General features: G+C 74.2%; 21 protein-coding genes. 4 read left to right on the top strand and 17 right to left on the bottom strand.

Annotated features, from left to right (window positions below):
* The first annotated feature begins 1 nt into the window (after position 1).
* Complete coding sequence (locus VLY81_RS06730; protein ID WP_324670249.1) at positions 2-940, top strand: sigma-E processing peptidase SpoIIGA; 939 nt, start codon at positions 2-4, stop codon at positions 938-940.
* Between the two features lie 91 nt (positions 941-1,031).
* Positions 1,032-1,697 (top strand): RNA polymerase sporulation sigma factor SigE, encoded by a 666-nt coding sequence (gene sigE / locus VLY81_RS06725; protein WP_324670355.1) that lies wholly within the window; start codon positions 1,032-1,034, stop codon positions 1,695-1,697.
* A 13-nt stretch (positions 1,698-1,710) separates the two neighbouring features.
* Here the strand turns inward: sigE and ftsZ are convergent, their stop codons facing one another.
* The 13 genes from ftsZ to mraZ all read right to left on the bottom strand — a co-directional run bounded on the left by ftsZ (position 1,711) and on the right by mraZ (position 15,535).
* Entirely contained in the window at positions 1,711-2,802 is a 1,092-nt protein-coding gene (ftsZ, locus tag VLY81_RS06720; RefSeq protein ID WP_405001304.1) for a cell division protein FtsZ, read from the bottom strand.
* A gap of 101 nt (positions 2,803-2,903) precedes the next feature.
* Positions 2,904-3,581, bottom strand: coding sequence for a cell division protein FtsQ/DivIB (locus VLY81_RS06715; RefSeq protein WP_324670247.1), 678 nt, complete (start codon positions 3,579-3,581; stop codon positions 2,904-2,906).
* A gap of 11 nt (positions 3,582-3,592) precedes the next feature.
* The gene (murA, locus tag VLY81_RS06710; protein ID WP_324670246.1) at positions 3,593-4,993 is read right to left on the bottom strand and encodes a UDP-N-acetylglucosamine 1-carboxyvinyltransferase; all 1,401 of its coding nucleotides are present in this window, start codon (positions 4,991-4,993) and stop codon (positions 3,593-3,595) included.
* A 68-nt stretch (positions 4,994-5,061) separates the two neighbouring features.
* Positions 5,062-5,796 carry a UDP-N-acetylglucosamine--N-acetylmuramyl-(pentapeptide) pyrophosphoryl-undecaprenol N-acetylglucosamine transferase gene (locus VLY81_RS06705; RefSeq protein ID WP_324670245.1) on the bottom strand — a complete coding sequence of 245 codons (735 nt, stop codon included), beginning with the start codon at positions 5,794-5,796 and terminating at the stop codon, positions 5,062-5,064.
* Complete coding sequence (locus VLY81_RS06700) at positions 5,730-6,263, bottom strand: glycosyltransferase (protein WP_324670244.1); 534 nt, start codon at positions 6,261-6,263, stop codon at positions 5,730-5,732. Before VLY81_RS06700 ends, VLY81_RS06705 begins: the two co-directional genes overlap by 67 nt.
* A gap of 1 nt (position 6,264) precedes the next feature.
* Positions 6,265-7,431, bottom strand: coding sequence for a putative lipid II flippase FtsW (ftsW, locus tag VLY81_RS06695; RefSeq protein WP_324670243.1), 1,167 nt, complete (start codon positions 7,429-7,431; stop codon positions 6,265-6,267).
* A 31-nt stretch (positions 7,432-7,462) separates the two neighbouring features.
* Entirely contained in the window at positions 7,463-8,446 is a 984-nt protein-coding gene (gene mraY, locus VLY81_RS06690) for a phospho-N-acetylmuramoyl-pentapeptide-transferase (protein ID WP_324670242.1), read from the bottom strand.
* Entirely contained in the window at positions 8,443-9,903 is a 1,461-nt protein-coding gene (locus VLY81_RS06685) for a UDP-N-acetylmuramoyl-tripeptide--D-alanyl-D-alanine ligase (RefSeq protein WP_324670354.1), read from the bottom strand. Before VLY81_RS06685 ends, mraY begins: the two co-directional genes overlap by 4 nt.
* Complete coding sequence (locus VLY81_RS06680) at positions 9,903-11,396, bottom strand: UDP-N-acetylmuramoyl-L-alanyl-D-glutamate--2,6-diaminopimelate ligase (protein WP_324670241.1); 1,494 nt, start codon at positions 11,394-11,396, stop codon at positions 9,903-9,905. Before VLY81_RS06680 ends, VLY81_RS06685 begins: the two co-directional genes overlap by 1 nt.
* 52 nt (positions 11,397-11,448) lie before the next feature.
* Complete coding sequence (locus VLY81_RS06675; protein ID WP_324670240.1) at positions 11,449-13,590, bottom strand: penicillin-binding transpeptidase domain-containing protein; 2,142 nt, start codon at positions 13,588-13,590, stop codon at positions 11,449-11,451.
* Positions 13,591-13,620: 30 nt separating this feature from the next.
* A complete protein-coding gene (locus tag VLY81_RS06670; protein WP_324670239.1) occupies positions 13,621-14,070 on the bottom strand; it encodes a hypothetical protein in 450 nt (149 codons plus the stop codon).
* An 86-nt stretch (positions 14,071-14,156) separates the two neighbouring features.
* Positions 14,157-15,104, bottom strand: coding sequence for a 16S rRNA (cytosine(1402)-N(4))-methyltransferase RsmH (gene rsmH / locus VLY81_RS06665; RefSeq protein ID WP_324670238.1), 948 nt, complete (start codon positions 15,102-15,104; stop codon positions 14,157-14,159).
* 5 nt (positions 15,105-15,109) lie between these two features.
* The gene (gene mraZ / locus VLY81_RS06660) at positions 15,110-15,535 is read right to left on the bottom strand and encodes a division/cell wall cluster transcriptional repressor MraZ (protein ID WP_324670237.1); all 426 of its coding nucleotides are present in this window, start codon (positions 15,533-15,535) and stop codon (positions 15,110-15,112) included.
* A gap of 240 nt (positions 15,536-15,775) precedes the next feature.
* On the opposite strand from mraZ, the gene VLY81_RS06655 reads away from it, so the two are divergent.
* Positions 15,776-16,813 (top strand): glycosyltransferase family 4 protein, encoded by a 1,038-nt coding sequence (locus tag VLY81_RS06655; RefSeq protein WP_324670236.1) that lies wholly within the window; start codon positions 15,776-15,778, stop codon positions 16,811-16,813.
* 45 nt (positions 16,814-16,858) lie between these two features.
* Here the strand turns inward: VLY81_RS06655 and VLY81_RS06650 are convergent, their stop codons facing one another.
* Positions 16,859-17,299 (bottom strand): HIT family protein, encoded by a 441-nt coding sequence (locus VLY81_RS06650; RefSeq protein ID WP_324670235.1) that lies wholly within the window; start codon positions 17,297-17,299, stop codon positions 16,859-16,861.
* A 38-nt stretch (positions 17,300-17,337) separates the two neighbouring features.
* A complete protein-coding gene (gene pfkA, locus VLY81_RS06645) occupies positions 17,338-18,309 on the bottom strand; it encodes a 6-phosphofructokinase (RefSeq protein ID WP_324670234.1) in 972 nt (323 codons plus the stop codon).
* 152 nt (positions 18,310-18,461) lie between these two features.
* On the opposite strand from pfkA, the gene VLY81_RS06640 reads away from it, so the two are divergent.
* Positions 18,462-18,767, top strand: a complete 306-nt coding sequence (locus VLY81_RS06640; RefSeq protein ID WP_324670233.1) for an alpha/beta-type small acid-soluble spore protein — start codon at positions 18,462-18,464, stop codon at positions 18,765-18,767.
* 55 nt (positions 18,768-18,822) lie between these two features.
* Here VLY81_RS06640 and VLY81_RS06635 read toward each other — a convergent pair whose 3' ends face one another.
* Together VLY81_RS06635 and VLY81_RS06630 are read right to left on the bottom strand one after the other, a co-directional pair.
* Positions 18,823-20,577: an acyl-CoA dehydrogenase FadE gene (locus VLY81_RS06635; RefSeq protein ID WP_324670232.1), complete on the bottom strand. Its 1,755-nt coding sequence runs from the start codon at positions 20,575-20,577 to the stop codon at positions 18,823-18,825.
* 34 nt (positions 20,578-20,611) lie between these two features.
* Positions 20,612-21,754, bottom strand: coding sequence for an acetyl-CoA C-acyltransferase (locus VLY81_RS06630; protein ID WP_324670231.1), 1,143 nt, complete (start codon positions 21,752-21,754; stop codon positions 20,612-20,614).
* Positions 21,755-21,773: the final 19 nt, after the last annotated feature.

The raw sequence follows: 21,773 nt of genomic DNA, 5'->3' as shown, positions 1-21,773 counted from the left end.
GATGGCTGGGCTCGCCTACCTGGTGGCCAACCTGGTTTTCGACTACGCGCTGTTGTGGGCGACGGGACGTCTGCACGGGCGGCCGGCCGTGCCGTCTCGCCTGGCGCTGGGCGCCTGGATCGGGGCGGCCTCCTTTACCCTGCTGCCGCCCACCGTCTCGCCGGCCCTGCTGGTCTTGTCATGCCTGGCCGTCTCGTGGCTCATGATCGCGGCGGCCTACCGGGTGCCCGGGCTGCGCGCCCTGGGCCCCCTGGTGGCCACGTTGTGGGCCGTGGGCTGCGTGGCGGCGGGAGCGGGCATGGCCGCCCAGAGCCTGCTGGGCGGGGCGGGGCCCCGCGCCACGGGGCCACTGGTCTCGCTGGGGACGCTGGCGGCCGTGGCGACGGTGGTGCGACCCAGGCTGGCCGCCGCCGCCCTGGCCCGGGCGCTGCGGGTGCGGGTGGTACTGCGCTTCGAGCACCAGCGCCTGGAGGTGGAGGGCCTGGTCGACACCGGCAACCGCCTGCGGGAGCCGGTGGAGGGGCTGCCCGTCATCCTCATCGACCCGGGTGCGCTGGCGTCCCTGCTGGAGCCGGCGCTGCGAGACCGCCTGGACCGGCTGGCCCGGGAGCCCCTGTCGCTGGCCGTGCGGCTGCCGGCGCTGGCACCGCAATGGGCCCGGCGCTTCCGGCTGGTGCCCTTCCGGGCCGTCGGCACCGAACGGGGGGTGATGGCCGCCTTTCGAGCCGACCTGCTGGTGTTGCACGGGGCCGGAGGCCCGCCTTCGCGGCTGGGGCCGGCGGTGGTCGCCCTGTCGCCCACGCCGCTGGAGCAGGACGGGGCGCAGGCCTTGATACCGGCCGAGTACGTGACGGCGCCGGGCCCGTCGTCCCAGGGGGACCTGCCGGAGTCGACGGGCCGGGAGCGGGAAGGAGGAGTCGTCGGTGTCGAGACCGGGTGAGTGCATGCGACGGGGCCGAGGCGTCGTGGCGTGGATGAGCGTCCTGGCCACCTGCCTGCGGCAGCGGCTCGCCACCTGGGGGCGGCGCGCCATGGCGCACCTGGCAGGCTACGTCGGCCCCGCCTCGGGCGAGGTGCTGCCGCCGCCGCTGACGGGTGAGCAGGAGGCGCGCCTCATCGGTCAGCTGGCCGTGGGCGACCTGGCGGCGCGCTCGCCTCTCATCGAGCACAACCTGCGGCTGGTGGTCTACATCGCCCGCAAATTCGACAACACCGGCATCGCGATCGAAGACCTGGTCTCCATCGGCACCATCGGCCTCATCAAGGCGGTCCACACCTTCGACCCCGGCCGGCGCATCAAGCTGGCCACCTACGCCTCCCGCTGCATCGAGAACGAGATCCTGATGTTCTTGCGCCGCCACGCCAAGACACGGGCGGAGGTCTCCCTGGACGAGCCCCTCAACACGGACCGGGAGGGCGACGAGCTGCTGCTCTCCGACATCCTGGGCACCGAGAGCGACGTCGTGCGCCATCTGGAGGACAGCGTCGAAAAGGAGATGCTCCACTCGGCCATGGAGCGCCTCAGCGGCCGGGAGCGGCGCATCGTGGAGCTGCGCTTCGGGCTGGTCGACGGCGAGGAGCGCACGCAAAAGCAGGTGGCCGACCTGCTCGGCATCTCCCAATCCTATATCTCCCGACTGGAGAAGCGCATCATCAAGAAGCTCCGCCAGGAGCTGGCCGCCATGGTGGCCACGTGACGGGCTCGTCGCCTCAGCGGCGGCGCAGGAAGGGCGGGATGTCCAGATCGTCCTGGACCAGGGGCCGGATCTCCAGGGTGCGGTCCTCCCTGGCCGGCACGCCGCCGCGGACGCGGGTGGCCTGGCCGGGGCGCTGGTCATCGCGGCGGTCGTCGGAGAAGCCCGTCGCGATGACCGTCACCTTCACCTCGTCGTTGAGGGAGTCGTCGATGACCGCCCCGAAGATGACGTTGGCCTCGGGGTCGGCCGCCTCGATGACGACCTGGGCCGCCTCGTTGACCTCGAAGAGGCCCAGGTTGGAGCTGCCCGTGATGTTGAGCAGCACGCCCTTGGCGCCCTGGATGCTGGACTCCAGCAGGGGGCTCGAGACCGCGGCGCGAGCCGCCTTGACGGCCCGGTCCTCGGAGCCGCTGGCGCGCCCGATGCCCATCAGCGCCGACCCGGCGTTGGACATGATGGTGCGCACGTCGGCGAAGTCGAGGTTGATGAGGCCCGGTACCGTGATGAGGTCCGAGATCCCCTGCACGCCCTGGCGCAGCACGTCGTCCGCCAGCCGGAAGGCGTCGACGATGGAGGTCTTCTTGTCGACCACCTGCAGCAGGCGATCGTTGGGGATGACGATGAGGGTGTCGACCCGCCCCCGCAGGTTGGCGATGCCCTCCTCCGCCTGCCGCATCCGGCGGCGCCCCTCGAAGGAGAAGGGCCGGGTCACCACCGCCACCGTCAGGGCCGCCACCTCGCGGGCGATCTCGGCCACCACCGGCGCGCCGCCGGTGCCCGTGCCCCCGCCCATGCCGGCCGTGATGAAGACCATGTCGGCGCCCTGCAGGGCCTCGCGGATCAGGTCGCGGCTCTCCTCGGCCGCCTTCTGCCCGATCTCGGGCATGGAACCGGCCCCCAGGCCCTTGGTCAGCTTCTCGCCTATCTGGAGCTTGTGAGGGGCGTTGGAGAGGGCCAGGGCCTGCGCATCGGTGTTGATGGCGATGAACTCGACGCCGCGCAGCTCGGCCTCGATCATGCGGTTGACCGCGTTCTGCCCGCCGCCGCCGACGCCGACGACCTTGATGTTGGCGTAAGGACCAGAGTCCATCTCGAATCGGGCCATGTCGAGACCGCCCCCAACTCCCAGCCGGTCGCAGCCAGCACGATAGTTCCGCGGGGTCAACCGTCATCCTCTGCACCATCAGGACGGGCCCTGTCTTTTTCCTAGCGGGGTCGCCAGGTGGCGCGCAGCGGGTCGCGCAGGTCGGCCTCGAAGGGCCGCGCGGAGCCCAGCTCGGCCACCAGCGCGGCCAGCACCTCCACGCGCCGCGCGTCCCGGGCCGCCTCGTCGGGGCCGATGCGGGCGACGCCCCAGCGGATGACGCTGCCGTCGGTCAGGTAGACCCATCGCTCGCCCGCCTCGTCGACGTGCAGCCCCGCCAGCCGCTCACCCAGCACCGGCCCCAGCTCGCTCACCAGCGCCGCCGCCTGCACTAGGCGGGGCGGGCCCGGCCTCGCCACCGCCAGGCCCTCGCCCGTCTGCACCACGCCGGTCAGGGTCGGATGCGCGCCGGGCCTGGCCGCCGGGCCCAGCACCACGCCGAGCCGGTCCACCTCCCAGAAGCGGTCCGCCACCGCCACCTCCGCCACCGGGTCCCGTGCCAGCACCGCCACCTCCAGCGTCGACGGCAGGCGGCGTACCAGCCAGGCGCGTGCCACCCGGGGCTCGCCGGCCGTGGCCGCCTGGACGTCGGCCGCCTCCACGGCCAGCAGATTGGCGCCACGCTGCCGGGCCAGGCGAGCGGCGATGCGCTGAGCCGTGGGGCCGTCGGCGCCCACGACCACCACCTCCTGCACCCGAAACAGCGGCGAAGCCAGCACCCCGTAGGCGCCGACCGTCATCGCGATCGCCATCAGCGCCCCGGCCGGGGCCGCCAGCTCGTCCCGCCGCCGCGGGCTCGGTGCTGCGGTCGGCAACGTCGCGCCCCTCTCGCCGGGCCCGCTCGCCGCGGACGTCGCGGCGCCGACCGGCCGGGCCGGCCGGCGGGCCCGCCCTCAGTCGACGCCCGCTCGACGCGTGCGCCCACCTGCCTCAACTTCCGCTCGAGGGCCTCGTAGCCCCGGTCGAGGTGGTGCACCCCGCGGATCTGGCTCGCGCCCTCGGCGGCCAGCGCGGCCAGCACCAGCGCCGCCCCGCCCCGCAGGTCGGGCGCCTCGATGCTGGCGCCCGTCAGGGCCGGCACCCCGCGGATGATGGCCACCCTCGACTCGACCGTGATGTCGGCGCCCATGCGCCACAGCTCGCGCACGTACTGGAACCGGTGCGAGTAGATCTCCTCGCGGATGACGCTGGTGCCGAGGGCCATGGCCATCAAGGCGGCCCACTGCGGCTGCACGTCGGTGGGGAAGCCCGGATACGGCTGCGTCCGGATGGAGACCGGCACCGGCCGCTCCGCCGGCCCCACCACCTCCATGGTCGAGCCGTCGGCCTGGATCCGGGCGCCGGCCGCCTCGAGGCGGGCCATCACCGCCGCCACGTGGTCGGGCCGCACCCCCTCGAGCCGCAGGTGCCCCCGTGTGATGGCGGCCGCCACCATCCAGGTCGCCGTCTCGATGCGATCCGGCATCAGCTCCCAGGTCGCCCCGCCCAGCGACGGCACGCCCTCCACTCGCACCGTGGAGCCTCCGGCGCCCTCGACCCGGGCGCCCATGGCCCGCAGGAAGCCTTGCAGCTCCACCACCTCGGGCTCCCGGGCCGCGTTGGCGATGACCGTCGTGCCCTCCGCCAGGGTGGCCGACATCATCAGGTTCTCGGTGGCCCCCACCGAGGGGAAGTCCAGGACGATCTCGGCTCCGTGCAGCCGCCGGGCTCGCAGCGTGATGAAGCCACCCTCCTGGACCACCGTCGCGCCCATGGCCTGCAACCCCTGCAGGTGCAGATCGAGCGGCCGCTCACCGATGTTGCAGCCGCCGGGTTGGCTGATGCGCACCCGCCCGGTGCGCGCCAGCAGCGGGCCCATCAGCTGCACGCTGGCCCGCATGGTGCGCACCAGCTGCGGTGGCGGCTCGCCCTCCAGGGACCCGGGTGCCTCGACGCGCACCTCGCCCGGCCCTGTCCACCTCACCCTTGCGCCGATCCCCTCCAGGAGCCCCATCATGGTGGCCACGTCGAGGATGCGGGGCACGTTGCGGATGACGCAGGGCTGCCGGGTGAGCAGGGCCGCCGCCATCAGCTTGAGGGCCGCGTTCTTGGCGCCGGAGACGTGGATGGTGCCGGCCAATGGCACACCACCGACGACGGAGAGCCGATCCACCGGAGCGTTCCCCCCACCGGTGCTCCATGCTATGCGGGGGGGAAGGGCCCGGTGCGCCAGGGCTCGGCTCACGCCGAGGCCCGGCTCTGCGTGGCGTAGCGCAGCACCAGTCGCGCCACCTCCTCGGCCGCCTGCGGGCGCCCCAGGCCCCGGCTGGCCTTGGACATGGCCGCCAGCCGGGCCGGATCCGCCAGGAGCTCCCTCACCACCTCCACCAGACGCCTGGCGTCCAGGGCCTCGTCGGGTACCACCACCGCCGCCCCCGCCCGCTCCAGCACCCGGGCGTTGGCGTCCTGGTGGCGGTCGGCCGCATGCGGGTACGGCACCAGCACCAGCGCCAGCCCGCGGGCCGTCAGCTCCGCCAGCGAGATGGCCCCCGCCCTGGAGATGGCCAGGTCGGCCACCGAGAGGGCCGCCGCCATGTCCTCCAGGTAGGGCACCAGCGTCACGCTGCCCAACCGGGCCCGGTGACCCTCGACGGTGGCCTCGGGGGCATGCTGGCGCAGCAGCGCCACCGTCGCCTCGAACTGGGCCCGCCCCGTCGAGGCCAGCACCTGCATGCCGGGGATGGCCGCCAGCTCCCGGACCGCATGCACCAGCGCCTCGTTGAGGCGGCGGGCTCCCTGGCTCGCCCCCACCATGAGCACCGTGCGGCGGGCCGGATCGAGCCCCAGCCGGCGCGCCGCCTCGGCCCGTTGCAGGCCCTCGGCCACGGCTCGGCGGATGGGGTTGCCCGTCACCTGCACCCGGCTGCGCACCGCCGGGGGCAGCTCCCGGGCCGCCTCCTCGAAGCCCAGCGCCACCACCCGGGCCCGCCGGGCCAGCAGGCGGTGGCGCGTCCGGCAGGGCGTTCTGTTCCTGCCAGACGATGGGAGCCCCAGGCTGCGGGCCGCGGCCACGGCGGGCACCGACCCGTACCCGCCCGTGGCCAGAAGCGCCCGGGCGCCGTGCCGGCGCAGCGCCGCCCGGGCCTGCCAGGCGCCCGCGCCATGGCCGCGGCGAACGTGAAGGCCCCGCCCGCCGCCAGCCGTCGCGGCGCCGGCTCGCCCACCACCACCGTGAAGCGCTGACCGTGCCGCGCCAGGATCTCGGGCCCCAGGCCCCGGCGCGTCGTCAAGAACCAGACGGCCACCTCCGGCTCGAGCCGCCTCAGCGCCTCGGCCACCGCCAGGGCCGGGTAGATGTGACCGCCTGTGCCGGCTGCGACGATGGCGACGCTGGGCGGCGCCGACCGTCCCGCCTCCGCTCCGCTCGCCCGGTGCGGCCCCACCTCAGACCACGCTCTTTCGGGAGAGTGCCAGCAAAACGCCCACCACCGTCAGGCTGCCGATCAGGGAGCTGCCCCCGTAGGAGAGGAAGGGCAGGGGGATGCCCGTCACGGGCAGGATCCCGCTGACGACGCCCATGTTGATCAGGGCCTGGCCCACCAGCAAGACGACCAGGCCGGTGGCCAGCACCTGCTGGTAGGGATCCCGCAGGCCCAGGGCGATGCGATAGCCTCTCCAGGCGACGACGCAGAAGAGCACCACCACCGTCATCGCCCCGACCCAGCCCAGCTCCTCGCCCAGGATGGCGAAGATGAAGTCCGTGTGGTGCTCGGGCAGGTAGGCGAACTTCTGGCGGCTCTGGCCCAGGCCCAGCCCGAAGGGCCCGCCCGAGCCCAGGGCCAGCAGCGCCTGGATGACGCTCCAGCCGCGCCCGGCGGGATCGGCCCACGGGTCGACGAAGGCCAACAGCCGCGCCAACCGGTACGGCTCGAGCCAGATGAGGGCCGCCAGGCCCGGCACCGCCAGGGCCATCAGCCCGGCCAGGTGGGCGACGCGCATCCCGGCCGCGAAGAGCTGCACGACCACGACCCCCAGCAGCATGGCCGCCGTGCCGAAGTCGGGCTCCAGCATGATGAGCCCGAAGGCGAGACCGGCCGCCAGCAGCGGCACCAGCGACCCCCGCACCAGCGACCCCATCTCTCCCGGCCGCTGGGCCACCCAGTAGGCGGTGAAGTTGATGGCCGCCAGCTTGGCCAGCTCCGAGGGCTGGAAGCTGAAGAGCGGCAGCGTGATCCACCGGCGCGACCCGCCGATCTCCGGCCCCGTCAGCAGCACCACCACCAGCAGCACGTAGCTGATGGCCATCAGGGGCACTGCCAGGGGCTTGAATCGGTCCGGCTCGATCCGGCTCAGCAGGGCCACCAGGATCCATCCCGCCGCGGCGTAGAGCACCTGCCGCTCGAAGAAGTGGTAGGGATCGCCGAACTGCGACAGTGCGCGGGTGTAGCTGGCGCTCAGCACCATGACGAGGCCGATGCCCACCAGCGTCATGACCGCCAGCACCAGCACCACGTCCGGCGGCGCGGCCCCTGCCGCCGACCGCTGGGGCCAGGCCGTCGCCGCCGGCACCGCGCCTCTCGCCGGCCCGGCCCGCACGGCCGCACCGGCCACCGGATGCCGGCGTCCCCACCCGATCACGGCCTCACCCCCGCAACCCCGGCAGCATCGCCCACAGCCCCAGCAGCCCGCACAGCGCCGCTGCCAGCCAGAGCCTCACCACCACCTTGGGCTCGCTCCAGCCGCTCAACTCCAGGTGGTGGTGCAGCGGGCTCATGCGCAACAGCCGCCGCCCGCCGGTCAGGCGGAAGTAGGTGACCTGCGCCATGACCGACAGCGTCTCGGCCACGAAGAGCCCGCCCACGATGGGCAGCACCAACAGCGTCTGGGTGAAGATGGCCATCCCCATCAGCGCCGCGCCCAGCGCCAGGCTGCCGGCGTCACCCATGAAGACCTGGGCCGGGTAGCCGTTGTACCAGATGAAGCCGAGGCAAGCCCCTGCCACGCTGGCCGCGAAGATGGCCACGGAGGGCCTGTCCATCAACAAGGCGGCCCCCGCGTAGACCGCGGAGGTGAGGGCCACGGCACCCGCCGCCAGCCCGTCGAGGCCGTCGGTGAGGTTGACGGCGTTGGTCGCCCCCGCCGTGGCCACCGCCGCCAGCAGCACGAAGGGCAGGGGCGCGAGATCCCACCTGGCCTGGGTGAAGGGTAGCGAGAGCTGGCTCACCTCGGGGGCCACCCTCAACGCCCAGGCGCCCAGCGCGGCGCCCAGCAAGAGCTGTCCCGCCAGCTTCTCGCGGGCGCGCAGCCCCATGGCCCGCCGCCGCACCAGCGCCCGCAGGTCGTCGAGACTGCCCAGCAGCCCGAAGGCCGCCACCCCCGCCACCAGGGGCAGGGCGACGTCCAGGTCCGGCGCCAGCGCCAGCGTCGCCGCCGCCGACGCCCCCACCATCACCACGCCGCCCATGGTGGGCGTGCCGGCCTTGGCCGCGTGCCGGGCGGGCCCCTCGGCCCGGATGCTCTTGCCCGCGCCCAGCTGCCGCAGCATCCGGATGGTGCCGGGCAGCAGCGCCAGCGTCACGAGGGTGCTGAGGAGAGCCGCCGCCAGGGCGCCACCGATGCCCGTCACGCCGGCTCCGCCTCCTCGGGCACGCGGCCGCCGGCCCCGTCCGCCGGGGGATGCGCCCGCACCAGCGCCCGCACCACCCCGTCCAGGCCCATGGCCCGGGATGCCTTGACCAGCACGGCGTCGCCTGCCTGCACCTGCCGGCAGGCGACGGCGACGGCATGCTCGGCGTCACGGGCCATGACGATGGCCATCTCCGAGCCCGCCGCGCCCTCGCGCGCGCCGGCCGCCATCTCGCCGGCCATCTCTCCCACCGCCACCAGCAGATCGACGCCCCGCTCGGCCGCCTCCCGGCCGATGCCGCGGTGCGCCTGGGGGGCGAGGGCGCCCAGCTCCAGCATGTCCCCCAGGATGGCGACGGCGCGCCGGCGCTCCTCGGCCGCCACGCGGCCCAGCGTCTCCAGCGCCGCCCGCATGGAGGTGGGGCTGGCGTTGTAGGCGTCGTTGAGCAGGACGATGTCGTCGGCCGTCCGGATCACCTCCATGCGCATGGCGGCTCCCGCGAAGCCGTCCAGCCCTCGGGCCGCCGCCTCCAGCTCGACGCCGCAGGCCAGCGCCGCGGCCACGGCCGCCGCCGCGTTGATGGCCATGTGGCGCCCCGGCACGGCCAGCCGGCACCCTGCCCGCTGCCCGCGATACTCGAGCTCGAGCCGGGTGCCCCCGAGCCCGCCGCCCTCGACGGCCTGCAGCCGCACGTCACAGCCGGCGCCCGACCCGAAGGTGAGCACCCGCACCCCGTCTCGGGTGAGGCGGGCCATGGCCCGCACCCGCTCGTCGTCGCCGTTGAGCACGGCCGTGGCCCCGGGCTGCAGGCTCTCCACCAGCTCGGCCTTGGCCCGGGCGATGGCCTCGACGCTGCCGAGCAGCCCCACGTGGGACTCGCCCACGTTGGTCACGACGCCGACGGTGGGGGCGGCCACCCCGGCCAGGTGGCGGATCTGACCGGGCCCGCGCATGCCGATCTCCAGCACCAGCGCCCGGGTGCCCGGGCCGGCCGCCAGGATGACGAGCGGGACCCCCACCTCGTTGTTGAAGCTGGCCGGTGCCTTGACCACGGCTCCCAGCCCGCTCAGGGCGGCCGCCACCATCTCCTTGGTGGTGGTCTTGCCCACGCTGCCGGTGACGGCCACCACCGCCGGGTCGCGCATCCGCCGGCGGTACCAGGCCGCCAGGCGCTGCAGGGCCGCCAGGGAGTCGTCGACCCCCAGCACCGCCCCCGTCCGAGCGGGCAGCTCCCCGACCCTGCCGCGCTCCACCACCACGGCCCGGGCACCTCGCTCGAGGGCGTCGGCCACGAAGTCGTGCCCGTCGAAGCGGGGCCCTCGCAAGGCGATGAAGAGGTCGCCCGGCTGCACCTGCCGGGAGTCGGTGCAAACCCGCTCGACCACCGTCTCGGGAGACCCGGACTGCACCGTCGCGCCGCACACCTCGGCCACGGCGCCGGCGGTCAAGGGCTCCATCACGGACCGCTCCTCTCCGGCGCCGGTGCGCCGTACCCCAGCTCGCGCAGCGCCTCCCGCACGACCTGCCGGTCGTCGAAGGGCACGATGCGATCCTTGAGGATCTGGTAGGTCTCGTGGCCCTTGCCGGCCACCACCACCAGGTCGCCGGGCTGGGCCCGCCGCACGGCCTGGGCGATGGCCTCCCGGCGGTCCACCACCACGTCGTAGCCTTGCATCGCGACGGGGCCGCTGCTGGCCCGCTGGGCCAGCAGCCCCGCCTCCACCTCGCGGCAGATGGCCTCGGGGTCCTCGCTGCGTGGGTTGTCGGAGGTGATGATGACCCAGTCGGCCAGCCGGGCGGCGATGGCCCCCATCTTGGGCCGCTTGGTGCGATCGCGGTCCCCGCCGCACCCGAAGACCACCCACAGCCGCCGCGGCCCCAGGGCCCGGGCCGAGGTCAGCACGTTGTCGAGGCCGTCGGGGGTGTGCGCGTAGTCGACGATGACGCCGAAGGGCTGCCCCTCCCGCACCGCCTCGAAGCGCCCGGGCACCCCTCGTACCCGCTCGAGGGCCGCCACCGCTTCCGCCAGGGGCACCCCCTCGTGCAGGCCCGCCCCCAGCGCGCCCAGGGCATTGTAGACGTTGAAGGCGCCCCCGAGCTGCAGCCGCACCGCCGACGCCCCCCAGGGCGTGCGCACCGTGAAGCGAAGCCCGTCGGGCCGGGCCTCGATGGCCTCGGCGGTCACGTCGCGCCCCGGCTCGAGCCCGTAGAAGAGCGCCGGCGCTGTCGAGCGGGCGGCCATGTAGGCGCCCGAAGGGTCGTCGCCGTTGATGACGGCCAGCTTGCGGCCCTTGGTGCCGGGGCTCAGGGTGGCGAAGAAGCCCGCCTTGGCCTCCCGGTAGGCCTCCATCGTGCCGTGGAAGTCCAGGTGATCCTGCGTCAGGTTGGTGAAGATGCCCACGTCGTACTCGATGGCCTCGATCCGCTTGAGCACCACCGCGTGGGAGGAGACCTCCGTCACCGCGTGGCTGGCGCCGACGGCCACCATGCGCGCGAAGAGATCCTGCAGGTCGGCCGACTCCGGGGTCGTCCGCTCCGCGCCCAGCACCTGGTCGCCCACCAGCTGCTGGATGGTGCCGATGAGGCCTACCCGGTACCCGGCCGCCTCCAGCACCGCCTTGGTCAGGTACGTGGTGGTCGTCTTGCCGTTGGTGCCGGTGACCCCGACCAGGCGCAGCCGGCGGTCCGGATGGCCCAGCACCACCGCGGCCGCCTGGCCCAGCGCCGCGCGGCTGTCGGCCACCAGCAACGTCGGCACCCGGTCCACCACCGGCCCCGGCGCCCGCTCGGCCAGGATCAGGACAGCGCCCCGCTCGGCCGCCTCGCCGGCGAAGTCGTGCCCGTCGAGGCGGCTGCCGCGGATGCAGACGAAGGCGTCGCCCGGCTGCACCGCCGGGAGTCGTAGCGCACCGCACGCAGCGCCGCCCGCCGCCGCCCGGGATCCTCCCACGCCCGCCCCGGCCGGCCGACGCCGCCCAGGGCATCGGCCAGCTCCTGCACCGTCATGGCCGTCCTCCATCCCGCTGCAAGGCGAAGCGCACCTCCACCGCCGACCCGGCCGGCACCCGCTCGCCCGGCGCCGGCGACTGGAAGACCGCGAAGCCCGACCCCTCCACGTTGAGCAACAGGCCGCGCCCGGCCAGGATCGCGGCCGCCTCGGCCAGGCTCTTGCCCAGCACCGACGGCACCTCCACCTCGGGCGCCGACGGTCGGGGCAGCTCCTGGTCCAGCACCAGGCGCACCCGGGTGCCCTGCGGCACCTGGGCCCCGCCCCGGGGGATCTGGTCGGCCACCAGCGTGCCGCTGCCCTCGACGCTCACGCTCAGGCTGGCCTGCTCCAGCCTCGCCGCGGCCTGCGCCGCCTCCATGAAGAGCACGTTGGGCACCAGCGCCAGCGGCCGGCCGTCCTCGCCCGTGCCCGGCTGCGGTGGCGTCTCCTCGCGGCGGGGCACCCGCAGGTAGCTCAGGGCATCTCCCATGATAGCCCGGAAGACCGGGGCCGCCCACAGTCCGCCCCACCGGGGCTGCACGCCGAGCTTGTAGATCATGACGAGCCCCACCAGGCGCGCGCCGTCCACCGGGGCGAAGCCGACGAACGACGCCATCGCGTCGTCACCGTAGCCCCCACCCGGATTGGGCACCTGCGCCGTGCCGGTCTTGCCCGCGACCCGGTAGCCGGGGATCTCCGCCCGGGTGCCCGACCCGTTCACCACCACACTTCGCAGGATCCGAGCGAACTCGGCCGCCGTCCCCGGCGAGAGCACCCGACGCAGGGCCACGGGGCGTACCCGCTCCAGCACCTCGCCGTCGGCGGTGCGGATCTCCTTGACCAGGTGCGGCTTCATCAGCACGCCGCCGTTGGCGATGGTGGCAGCGGCCATGGCCAGCTGCAGCGGCGTGACGGCCACGCCCTGGCCGAAGCCGATGTTGGCCCAGCGCAACAGCTCGCCGTGCTGGATGGTGCCCGGTGCCGGCAGGAAGCCGCTGGCCTCGCCGGGGAAGTCGAGCCCCAGCGGCTGACCGAAGCCGAAGGCCCGGGCGAAGCGATAGAAGGTCTCGGGGCCCAGCCGCTGGGCCCCGATGATGGCGAAGACGGGGTTGCACGAGTTCTCGGTGGCCTCGACGAAGGTCTGGCTGCCGTGGCCGCCAGGCAGCCAGCAGCTCACCCGCCCGCCCCCGATGGCCACGAAGCCCGGGTCGAAGAAGCGCTCGTCGGGTCGCACGACGCCCGCCTCCAGGGCGGCGGCGCCCGTCACGATCTTGAAGGTGGAGCCCGGCTCGAACTGGTCGGCGATGGCCCGGTTGCGCCGGAGCTCGGGCGGGTAGTCGGCGTAGCGGTTGGGGTCGAAGGTGGGATACTGGGCCATGGCCAGGATCTCGCCCGTCTGCGGGTCGATGCCGATGAAGATGCCCAGCTCCGCCTGGGTCTCCCGGACCACCCGCTCCAGCTCCCGCTCGGCCCGGTACTGGATCACCTGGTCGATGGTCAGCACCAGCTCGTGCCCGTCCTGGGCGGGCACGTAGCGGCTGATGCCGCCCGGGATCTCCCGGCCCGCCGCGTCCCGCTCCGCCTCGACCCGCCCGGGCACCCCCCGCAGGTGCGCCTCGTAGTAGAACTCGAGCCCCTCGAGCCCCTGGTTGTCGATACCGGTGATGCCCAGCACCTGGGCCGCCAGCGAACCGTTGGGGTAGACCCGCTGCGGACGCTCGACCAGCCCGATGCCGGGCAGGCGCAGCGCCCGCACCCGCCGGGCCGTCTCGGTGTCCAGGCGGCGCGCGATCCAGACCGCCGCCTGGCGGCTGCGCAGGCGCTCCTCGATCTCGTCGGCCGGCATCCCCAGCACCCCGGCCAGTGCCTGGGCGGTGGCGGCAGGGTCCTCGACCTCGCTGGGGATGGCGTAGACCGCGTCGGCGCTGACGCTGATGGCCAGCTTGTTGCCGTTTCGATCCACGATGGTGCCGCGTCGCGGGTCCACCGGCAGCGGCCGCAGCCGCTGCTCCAGGGCGAGCCGGCTCAGCTCCCCGTGGCGCACCACCTGCAGGTAGAAGAGGCGCCCTGCCAGCACCAGGGCGCCCAGGGCGGTACCCACCAGCAGCCAGGCGATCCGTCGCTGAATGACGAGGGGCGAGGTGGGGGCCAGCAACCGCGCCTCGACTCCTCCCGGGGCGCCTCGTCACGGCCACGCGGGCAGCTGCCGGGCCAGGGCCACCGGCTTCTGCAGCAGCGCCGCCAGCGCCGCACCCAGCCGCTCGGCCCATCCCGGCGCATCCGGGGCCGGCGCCGGCTCGACGGTCGTGCGGCTCGCCACCGCCACGCCCGAGGCGGCAGGCCCGTCCAGCACCAGCACCCGGACCCGGTCGGGCCTCTCCATGGCCAGCACCGTGCGCGCCATCCGCTCGGTGTGCGCCGGCGACGTCTCCCGCGCCAGCGCCACCTCCAGGGCCTCACCCCGGCGCCGCTCCATGGCCAGCTCCGCCTGGAGCCGGGCCACCTGACGCCCCATGATCGCCATATGCACGAGCAGGCTCAGGTAGGCCGTCGAACCCGCCACCACCAGCACGACGGCGACCAGCCAGCCCGCCACGACCCGATGGGGCCGGGCCAGGGGGCCGGCCACCGCCACGGCCCGGGCTGCCCCCTCCCCCTCTCGATGGGAGGATCTCGTCCGAGGTTCGGCTGGCACGAGCGCCCAGGCCGGCGTCGCCATGGTCATCGGACTCCCTTCGTCGAGGCCGCGCGGTCCGGTCCGGCCAGTCGCTCCGCGGCTCGCAGCCGGGCGCTCCGGGCCCGGGGGTTTCGGGCGGCCTCGGCGGCGTCGGGCGTCAACGGCTTGCGGGTCAACACCCGCATCGGCACGGGCTCGCCAGCGCTCTGGGCGCGGCGCAGGGCCTCCTTGACCCGGCGATCCTCCAACGAGTGAAAGCTGATGACCACCAGCCGCCCGCCCTCCCTCAGGGCCCTCATGGCCTGGGGCAGGGCGCGCTCCAGCTGGCCCAGCTCGTCGTTGACGGCGATGCGGAGCGCCTGGAAGACCCGCCGGGCGGGATGGCCCCCGGTGCGCCGGGCAGCCGCGGGCACGGCCGCCTTGATGCAGGCGACCAGGTCGCCCGCCCGCTCCAGGGGCTGGCGCCGCCGCGCCTCCACGACGAAGGCGGCGATGCGCGACGCCCACCGCTCCTCGCCGTATTCGCGGAAGATCCGCGCCAGCCGCTCTTTCGGCAACCGGTTTAGCAGATCGGCCGCCGTGAGCGGCAGTGCCGGATCCATGCGCATGTCGAGGGGCGCCTCGTCCACCTGGTAGGTGAAGCCCCGACCGGGCGTGTCGAGCTGCAGCGACGAGACGCCCAGGTCGAAGAGGATCCCGTCGACGCGTTGGAGCCCCAAATCACGAAGCTTTGCCTCGAGTTCAGAAAAATCAGCGCGCAAGAGCACGACCCGATCTCGCCATGCCTCGAGCCGCCTGGCGGCGACGGCCAGCGCCTCGGGATCCCGGTCGAGGCCGACGATCCGTACCGAGGGCTCTCGCTCCAGCAAGGCGCGCGCATGCCCGCCGGCACCCACCGTGGCGTCGACGTAGACCCCGCCCGGGCGCGGCCCGAGCAGCTCCACCACCTGCCGCACCATGACGGGCCGGTGCGGCGCCTCGTGCTCCTGCAACGTCCCTACAGCCCCAGCCCCACGATCTTCTCGGCGATGGCCTCGAACGAGCCCTGGGCCTGGGCGGCGTAGGACTCCCACGCACCCTGATCCCATATCTCCACCCGGCTCCCCACACCGAGCACCACGACGTCTCGCTGCAGGCCCGCGTACTGGCGCAGGTGCGGTGGCACCAGCGCCCGGCCGGCTCGATCCAGCTCCACGGGGGAGGCGCCCGCCATCAGCAGCCGGACGAAGGCACGCGCGTCGGCCTGCGTCAGCGGCAGCGACCGGAGCTTGGCCTCCACGTTGGCCCACTCGGCGACCGGGAAGGCGAACAGACACCGATCCAGCCCCCGCGTCACCACGAAGGGGCTGCCCAGCTCCTCGCGAAAGCGAGCAGGGATGATGAGCCGGCCCTTCTCGTCCAGCTGGTGCTGGTACTCGCCCATGAAGGCCACGGCCAGCGAACCGGTCCCGTCCCCCGGAGTGTCGGGCCCCGAAAGATGCTTTGTGGGGGAAACGGTGCGCCGTGGGCCGCAGGCTCCCCAGCCCGGCCGCTTGGCGGGGGTCCTCCACTTCGCACCACTTTCCCCCACTCCGCGCCCTTCGCATTCGCCGCGCCGGGCACGTTTCCTGCTGGCTGGTGCGACGAGATTTGCAGGATCCTACAAGAGGAGGGGGATGCCATCGTGCGGATCGGCTTGCTGGGGCCCATCACGTGGAGGACGCCGCCGCGCCGGTACGGCCCGTGGGAGCAGGTGGTCGCCCACCTGGCCGAGGGCCTGGTGCGGCGCGGCCACGAGGTGACGCTGTTCGCGACGGGCGACAGCGTGACCTCCGCCCGGCTTGTGGCCGTCTGCCCCCGTCCGCTGGGGGAGTCGCCCGATCTGGACCCCAAGATCTACGAGTACCTGCACATCGCCGAGGCGCTGCGCCACGCCCGGGCCGGAGCCGTAGACGTGCTGCACAACCACCTCAACTGCTACCCGCTGGCCTTCGCCGACCTGGTGGACGTGCCCATCGTCACCACGCTGCACGGCTCGGCCCTGCTGGAGCCGGCGACCCGGCCCGTCTACCGCCGATGGGCCCACCTGCCCTACGTCTCCATCAGCGACGCCGAGCGGGCCGGCCTGCCCGAGCTGCGCTACGTGGCCACCGTCTACAACGGGGTGGATCTGTCGCAGTTCACCTTCCGGCCCGAGCCCGGGCGCTACCTGGCCTTCCTGGGGCGCATGTCGGCCAAGAAAGGCGCCCACCTGGCCGTGGAGGTTGCCAGGCGTACGGGCCTGCCCCTGCGGATGGCCGCCATCATCCCGCCCGATGAGCGCGACTTCTTCCGGCGGGAGATCGAGCCCCACCTGGACGGCGACCGCGTCGCCTACGTGGGCGAGCTGGGCCCGCTCGATCGAGACCGGTTTCTGGGCCAGGCCCTGGCGCTGTTGCACCTGTGCACGGTCCCCGAGCCCTTCGGGCTGGCGCTGGTGGAGGCCCAGGCGTGCGGCACGCCGGTCATCGGCATGGCGCTGGGCAGCGTGCCCGAGGTGGTGCGCCACGGCGAGACGGGGTGGGTCGTGCACACCCTGGAGGAGGCCGTGGAGGCGGTGCGGCACCTCCACGCGATCGACCGCGCCGCCTGCCGGCGGTGGGTCGAGGCGCGCTTCACCGTCGAGCGCATGGTCGACGGGTACGAGGCGGTCTACCGTCGCATCCTCGCGGAGCTCCGGTGAAGGGTCGGAGCGGGAGGCCCCGACGGCCCGGGGGAGTCGTGGGCGCTAAGCCTCCAGGGCTCCCCGCAGGCGGGCCGCCAGCTCGGCCAGCGCGTCGGCCGAGGGCGTCTCGGCATCGGGTCCCCGCAGGCGGAAGCGCAGCCCCTCCTCCCCGCCGTAGCGGGGGATCAGGTGCAGGTGGAAGTGGAAGACCTGCTGGCCGGCCACGGCCCCGTTGGACTGCAGCAGGTTGAGGCCTGCCGGCTGCAGCACCCGGCGCAGGGCGTGCGCGATGCGCCAGGCCGCCTGCATCACGGCCCCGGCCTCCTGGGCCGTCAGATCCCACACGGTGACGGCGTGGCGGCGGGGCACCACCAGCACGTGGCCGCGGCTGGAGGGGTAGATGTCCATGAAGGCCGCGACCATCCCGTCCTGCCAGACGAGATGCCCCGGGGCCTCACCCCGCACGATGCGGCAGAAGATGCACGATGCCTCGGGCTCGGCCATCGCCACCCCACCCTCCGGGTGCCGGGCGCCGCCCCGCGCTACTGGGCCAGCACCTCGGCCAGGCTCAAGAGATCCGGCTCCAGGGGCCGCTTCTTGCCGACGACCTCCTCGAGGGGCAGCGCCTGCACCTTGCCCTCCAGCCAGCCGGCGATGTGGCCGTGGCGGCCCTCCACCAGCAGCTTGACGGCCATGGCGCCGGCCCGGGTGCCCAGCAGCCGGTCGAAGGCCGTGGGCGTACCGCCCCGCTGCACGTGCCCCAGCACCGTCATGCGCAGCTCGAAGCCCACCTCGTCCCGCCGCTCGCGGAAGTGCTCCGCCATGGCCGCCGCGTTGTAGCGGGCGCCCTCGGCCACCACCACGATCGCGTGCGACTTGCCGCGCTCGTACGCCTCCCGCAACTCCCGCGCCACGGCGTCGGGGTCCACGTCCACCTCGGGCACCACCACGACCTCGGCACCCCCGGCCAGCGCCGTCATCAGGGCCAGGTAGCCGCAGTCTCGCCCCATCACCTCCACCAGGAAGGCCCGGTGATGGGACGAAGCCGTCGAGCGGATCCGATCCAGCGACTCCAGGGCGGTGTTGAGGGCCGTGTCGACCCCCAGCGTCAGGTCGAAGCCGTAGAGGTCGTTGTCGATGGTGGAGGCGACCCCCGCCACCGGAAAGCCCATCCGGTGCAGCAGGAGGCTGCCCGTCTGCGAGCCGCCCCCGCCGATGACCACCAGCCCGTCGATGCCGTGGGCCTGCATCTGCTCGATGGCCTTGCGGCGGCCCTCCTCGGTACGGAACTCGGGGCAGCGGGCGCTGCCCAGCACGGTGCCGCCCAGCCCGATGATGCCGCCCACGCTGCGCACGGTCATCGGCACGAAGCGGCCCGCGATGAGCCCGGCGTAGCCCTGCTCGACCCCGTAGACCTCGAGGCCCTCCGCGATGCCCACCCGTACGACCGAGCGGATGGCCGCGTTCATGCCGGGGGCGTCGCCCCCGCTGGTGAGAACGGCGATGCGCTTCATCGACGAGGCCCTCTTCCCTGGCACGTTGTCGTCGCTCCCCCACGAAGCTTGCCCGTCGGCCGCCCCGCCTTGTCCGCGCTCGCCTGCCATCGGCCCACCACATGGGCGGACGCAGGCGGGCGCATGCTCTTTGACCGGGAGGTCATGCCCGCATGACGGAGACGCCACGCGCGCCACGAGCCAAGCGCTTCCGAGTGCGCCGCCCCCAAGATAATCGAGACCGGACGGCCGTGCAAGGGGCCGGCCTGGCCGGGGCGGGCCGCGAGACGACCGAGGGCCTCAAGGAGGAGGTGGCCGAGGATCTGGGGCTGGCCGACGACCTGCGAGACCCCGATCAGCTGACGGTGCGGGAGGCCGGCAAGATCGGCGGCCAGATGGTGCGCCGCCTGGTGGAGGCCGGCAAGGAGACCCTGGCCCGGGAGCGACGGCCCGGGCAGCCCGCCGACGACGGGTCCTGACAGCTGACCGCCGGCGTGGGAGAGGGCCCCTCGTCGGCGCGAGGGGCCCCGGGCCTCATCGCGGCCCCAGGGGGTAGCCTCCTGCCGAGCGCACGGCGGCGGCGACCTGCCGCTGCAGGGCGATGATGCCGATGGGCGGTCGCCGCAGCAGCGCGGCCATCCGGTCGACGGCCTCGGCGTCGCCCGCCAGGTCCCGCCCGGCCTGCTCCATCTGGCGGGTGGCCTCGTCGATGACCAGCGCCGCCAGCGCCGCGTGCAGGGGCGCGTCGCGCCCGTCCCGTTCGGCTGCCCGGCGCGCCCGGATCCAGGCGCTCTGCGCGGCGAAGTAGCCGATCACCATGTCGGCCAGCCGGCCGAGCTGCTCCTGCTCCGACTCGAGGGCCGTGCCGTGGCGCTCCACCATCCGCGACGCCGCGTACAGCAGCGCCCGTCGCATGCCCGCCATCCAGGCGGCGTCGGGCAGGGGCCCCCCGTCGCCGTGCCATTCGCCCGCCGTCGCCCCGTCCCGCGACTCCACCGCCTGCCGGGCCTCGGCCATGGACTGCAGCAGCGGCAGGCCGGCCCGCATGGCCCGCCGCAGCAGGGCGTCGGGGATCAGCAGGCGGTTGATCTCGTTGGTGCCCTCGAAGATGCGGTTGATGCGGGCGTCCCGGTACATGCGGGCGACGGGGTAGTCGTTCATGAAGCCGTAGCCGCCGTGGATCTGCAGGGCCTCGTCGACGATGGACGAGAGGGCCTCGCTCCCGTACACCTTGTTGGCCGAGCACTCCACCGCCATCTCCCCGACCGCCGACGCGTGCCCGTCGGCCAGCCCCCGCCGGTGCATCAGGCCCGCCGTCCGGTAGACCATGCTCTCCAGTGCGTACAGCCGCACCGCCATGCGGGCCAGCTTCTCCTGCACCAGCCCGAAGTCGGCGATGGGCCGGCCGAACTGCTGGCGGCTCTCGGCGTAGGCCGTCGCGACCGCCATCGCCGCCTTGCCGGAGCCCAGCGAGCCGGCCGCCAGCTTGAAGCGGCCGATGTTGAGCACGCCGAAGGCCACCACGTGGCCCCGGCCGACCTCGCCCAGGACGTGATCGGCCGGCACCCGCACCCGGTCCAGGAAGACCGCCCGGGTCGACGAGCCCCGGATGCCCAGCTTGTCCTCCTCGGGGCCCAGGCTCAAGCCGGGCGAGCCGGCCTCCACCAGGAAGGCCGTGAAGCGCTCGCCGTCCACCCGGGCGTAGACCACGAAGAGATCCGCGAAGCCGGCGTTGGTGATCCACTGCTTCTGCCCCTCGAGGACGAAGCCGCCCTCGACGGGGGTGGCGCGAGTGCGCGCCGACAGCGCGTCCGAGCCGGCCATGGGCTCGGTCAGCGCGTAGGCCGCCACCTTGCGGCCCGCGACCAGATCCGGCAGGTAGCGGGCCTTCTGCTCGGGGGTGCCGAAGAGGGCCAGGGGCAGGGTGCCGATGCCGCTGTGGGCGCCGAAGGTGACGGCGAAGTCGCCCGCCCGGGCGATCTCCTCGGTGACCGCCGCCCCGAAGACGGGGCCCAGGGCCGAGCCGCCGTAGGCCTCCTCCACCTCGACCCCGAGCAGCCCCAGCTCGCCGGCTCTCGCCAGGAGCTCCCGCAGGGTCGGGTAGTCGTGCTCCAGCAGGCGATCGCCCCGGGCCAGCACCTCTTTCTGGACGAAGTCGCGGGCCACGGCCGCGATGGGCTCCACCTCCTCGCGGGCCTGCTCGGGGGTCACTACCGCGGCCTCGTCGTCGGGGGAGGGATCCCCCACCAGGAAGCCCCCGCCCCGCTCCCACCAGTCGCTCGTGGGCATGCTCCGCGCTCCTCTCCGGTGCCGAGGGCGCCGTCTACGCAGCCTCGAAGAGGCCGGCGGCGCCCATGCCGCCGCCGATGCACATGGTGACGACGCCGTAGCGGGCGCCCCGGCGCCTCATCTCGTGCAGCAGCGTCGCCGTCAGCTTGGCGCCGGTGGCCCCCAGGGGGTGGCCCAGGGCGATGGCGCCGCCGTTGACGTTGACGCGGGCCGGATCCAGCTCGAGCCCGCGGATGACGGCCAGAGCCTGGGCGGCGAAGGCCTCGTTGAGCTCCACCAGCTCCACGTCCTCCAGCCGCACGCCCGCCCGGCGCAGCAGCCTGGGCACCGCCTCCACCGGCCCGATGCCCATGATCTCCGGCGCGACGCCCGCCACGGCGAAGCCCCGGTAGAGCGCCAGCGGGCGCAGGCCCAGCGCCTCGGCCCGCCGGGCCGACATCACTACGGCCGCCGCCGCCCCGTCGCTCATCTGCGACGAGTTGCCGGCCGTCACGGTCCCGCCCTCCATGAAGGCCGGGCGCAGGGCTGCCAGCGCCTCCATGGAGGTGTCGCGCCGCACCCCCTCGTCGACCTCGAAGAGGCGGCCGTCCTCCAGCGGCACGGGCACCGTCTCCTCCCGGAAGCGGCCGGCGTCGATGGCCGCCGCGGCCCGCCGGTGGCTCTCCAGCGCGAAGGCGTCCTGGTCCTCGCGGCGGACGTCGTAGCGGCGCGCCACCTCCTCGGCGGTGTGGCCCATGGCCATGTAGACCTCGGGTCGGTGATCGACCAGGTAGGGGTTGGGCGAGGGCTTGAAGCCCATCATGGGCACCCGGCTCATGCTCTCGACGCCGCCGGCCACGATGACGTCGGCCTGGCCCACCATGATGCGCTCGGCGGCCATGGCGATGGACTGCAGCCCCGACGAGCAAAACCGGTTGATGGTGACCGCCGGCACCTCCGCCGGCAGCCCCGCCCGCAGGGCCGCGATGCGCGCCACGTTCATGCCCTGGTCCGCCTCGGGCATGGCGCAGCCCAGGATTACGTCGTCGATCTCGGCCGGGTCCAGCCCGGGCACCCGCTCCACGGCGGCCCGGATGGCCACGGCCGCCAGGTCGTCGGCACGCACGTGCGCCAGGGATCCCTTGCGGGCCTTGCCCACCGGCGTGCGCACGGCGGCCACGATCACCGCGTCCTGCATCTCGAGCGCCCCCCTCTCG

Origin of the sequence: Limnochorda sp. LNt (assembly GCF_035593265.1) — a bacterium.
GTDB lineage: Bacteria > Bacillota > Limnochordia > Limnochordales > Geochordaceae > Geochorda > Geochorda subterranea.
The sequence above is the reverse complement of the archived record's forward strand: the minus strand, read 5'-3'. Positions and strand labels throughout refer to the sequence as shown.

Bases quoted from the DNA above. Each gene is read 5' to 3' on its own strand.
- VLY81_RS06715 (WP_324670247.1), bottom strand. From the start codon at position 3,581: ATGACGGTCGGCGCCTACGGGGTGCTGGCTTCGCCGCTGTTTCGGGTG.
- sigE (WP_324670355.1), top strand. From the start codon at position 1,032: ATGGCGCACCTGGCAGGCTACGTCGGCCCCGCCTCGGGCGAGGTGCTG.
- VLY81_RS06685 (WP_324670354.1), bottom strand. From the start codon at position 9,903: ATGGAGCCCTTGACCGCCGGCGCCGTGGCCGAGGTGTGCGGCGCGACG.
- VLY81_RS06635 (WP_324670232.1), bottom strand. From the start codon at position 20,577: ATGCCCACGAGCGACTGGTGGGAGCGGGGCGGGGGCTTCCTGGTGGGG.
- mraZ (WP_324670237.1), bottom strand. From the start codon at position 15,535: ATGGGCGAGTACCAGCACCAGCTGGACGAGAAGGGCCGGCTCATCATC.
- VLY81_RS06640 (WP_324670233.1), top strand. From the start codon at position 18,462: ATGACGGAGACGCCACGCGCGCCACGAGCCAAGCGCTTCCGAGTGCGC.
- pfkA (WP_324670234.1), bottom strand. From the start codon at position 18,309: ATGAAGCGCATCGCCGTTCTCACCAGCGGGGGCGACGCCCCCGGCATG.
- ftsZ (WP_405001304.1), bottom strand. From the start codon at position 2,802: ATGGCCCGATTCGAGATGGACTCTGGTCCTTACGCCAACATCAAGGTC.
- VLY81_RS06630 (WP_324670231.1), bottom strand. From the start codon at position 21,754: ATGCAGGACGCGGTGATCGTGGCCGCCGTGCGCACGCCGGTGGGCAAG.
- VLY81_RS06650 (WP_324670235.1), bottom strand. From the start codon at position 17,299: ATGGCCGAGCCCGAGGCATCGTGCATCTTCTGCCGCATCGTGCGGGGT.
- VLY81_RS06730 (WP_324670249.1), top strand. From the start codon at position 2: ATGGCTGGGCTCGCCTACCTGGTGGCCAACCTGGTTTTCGACTACGCG.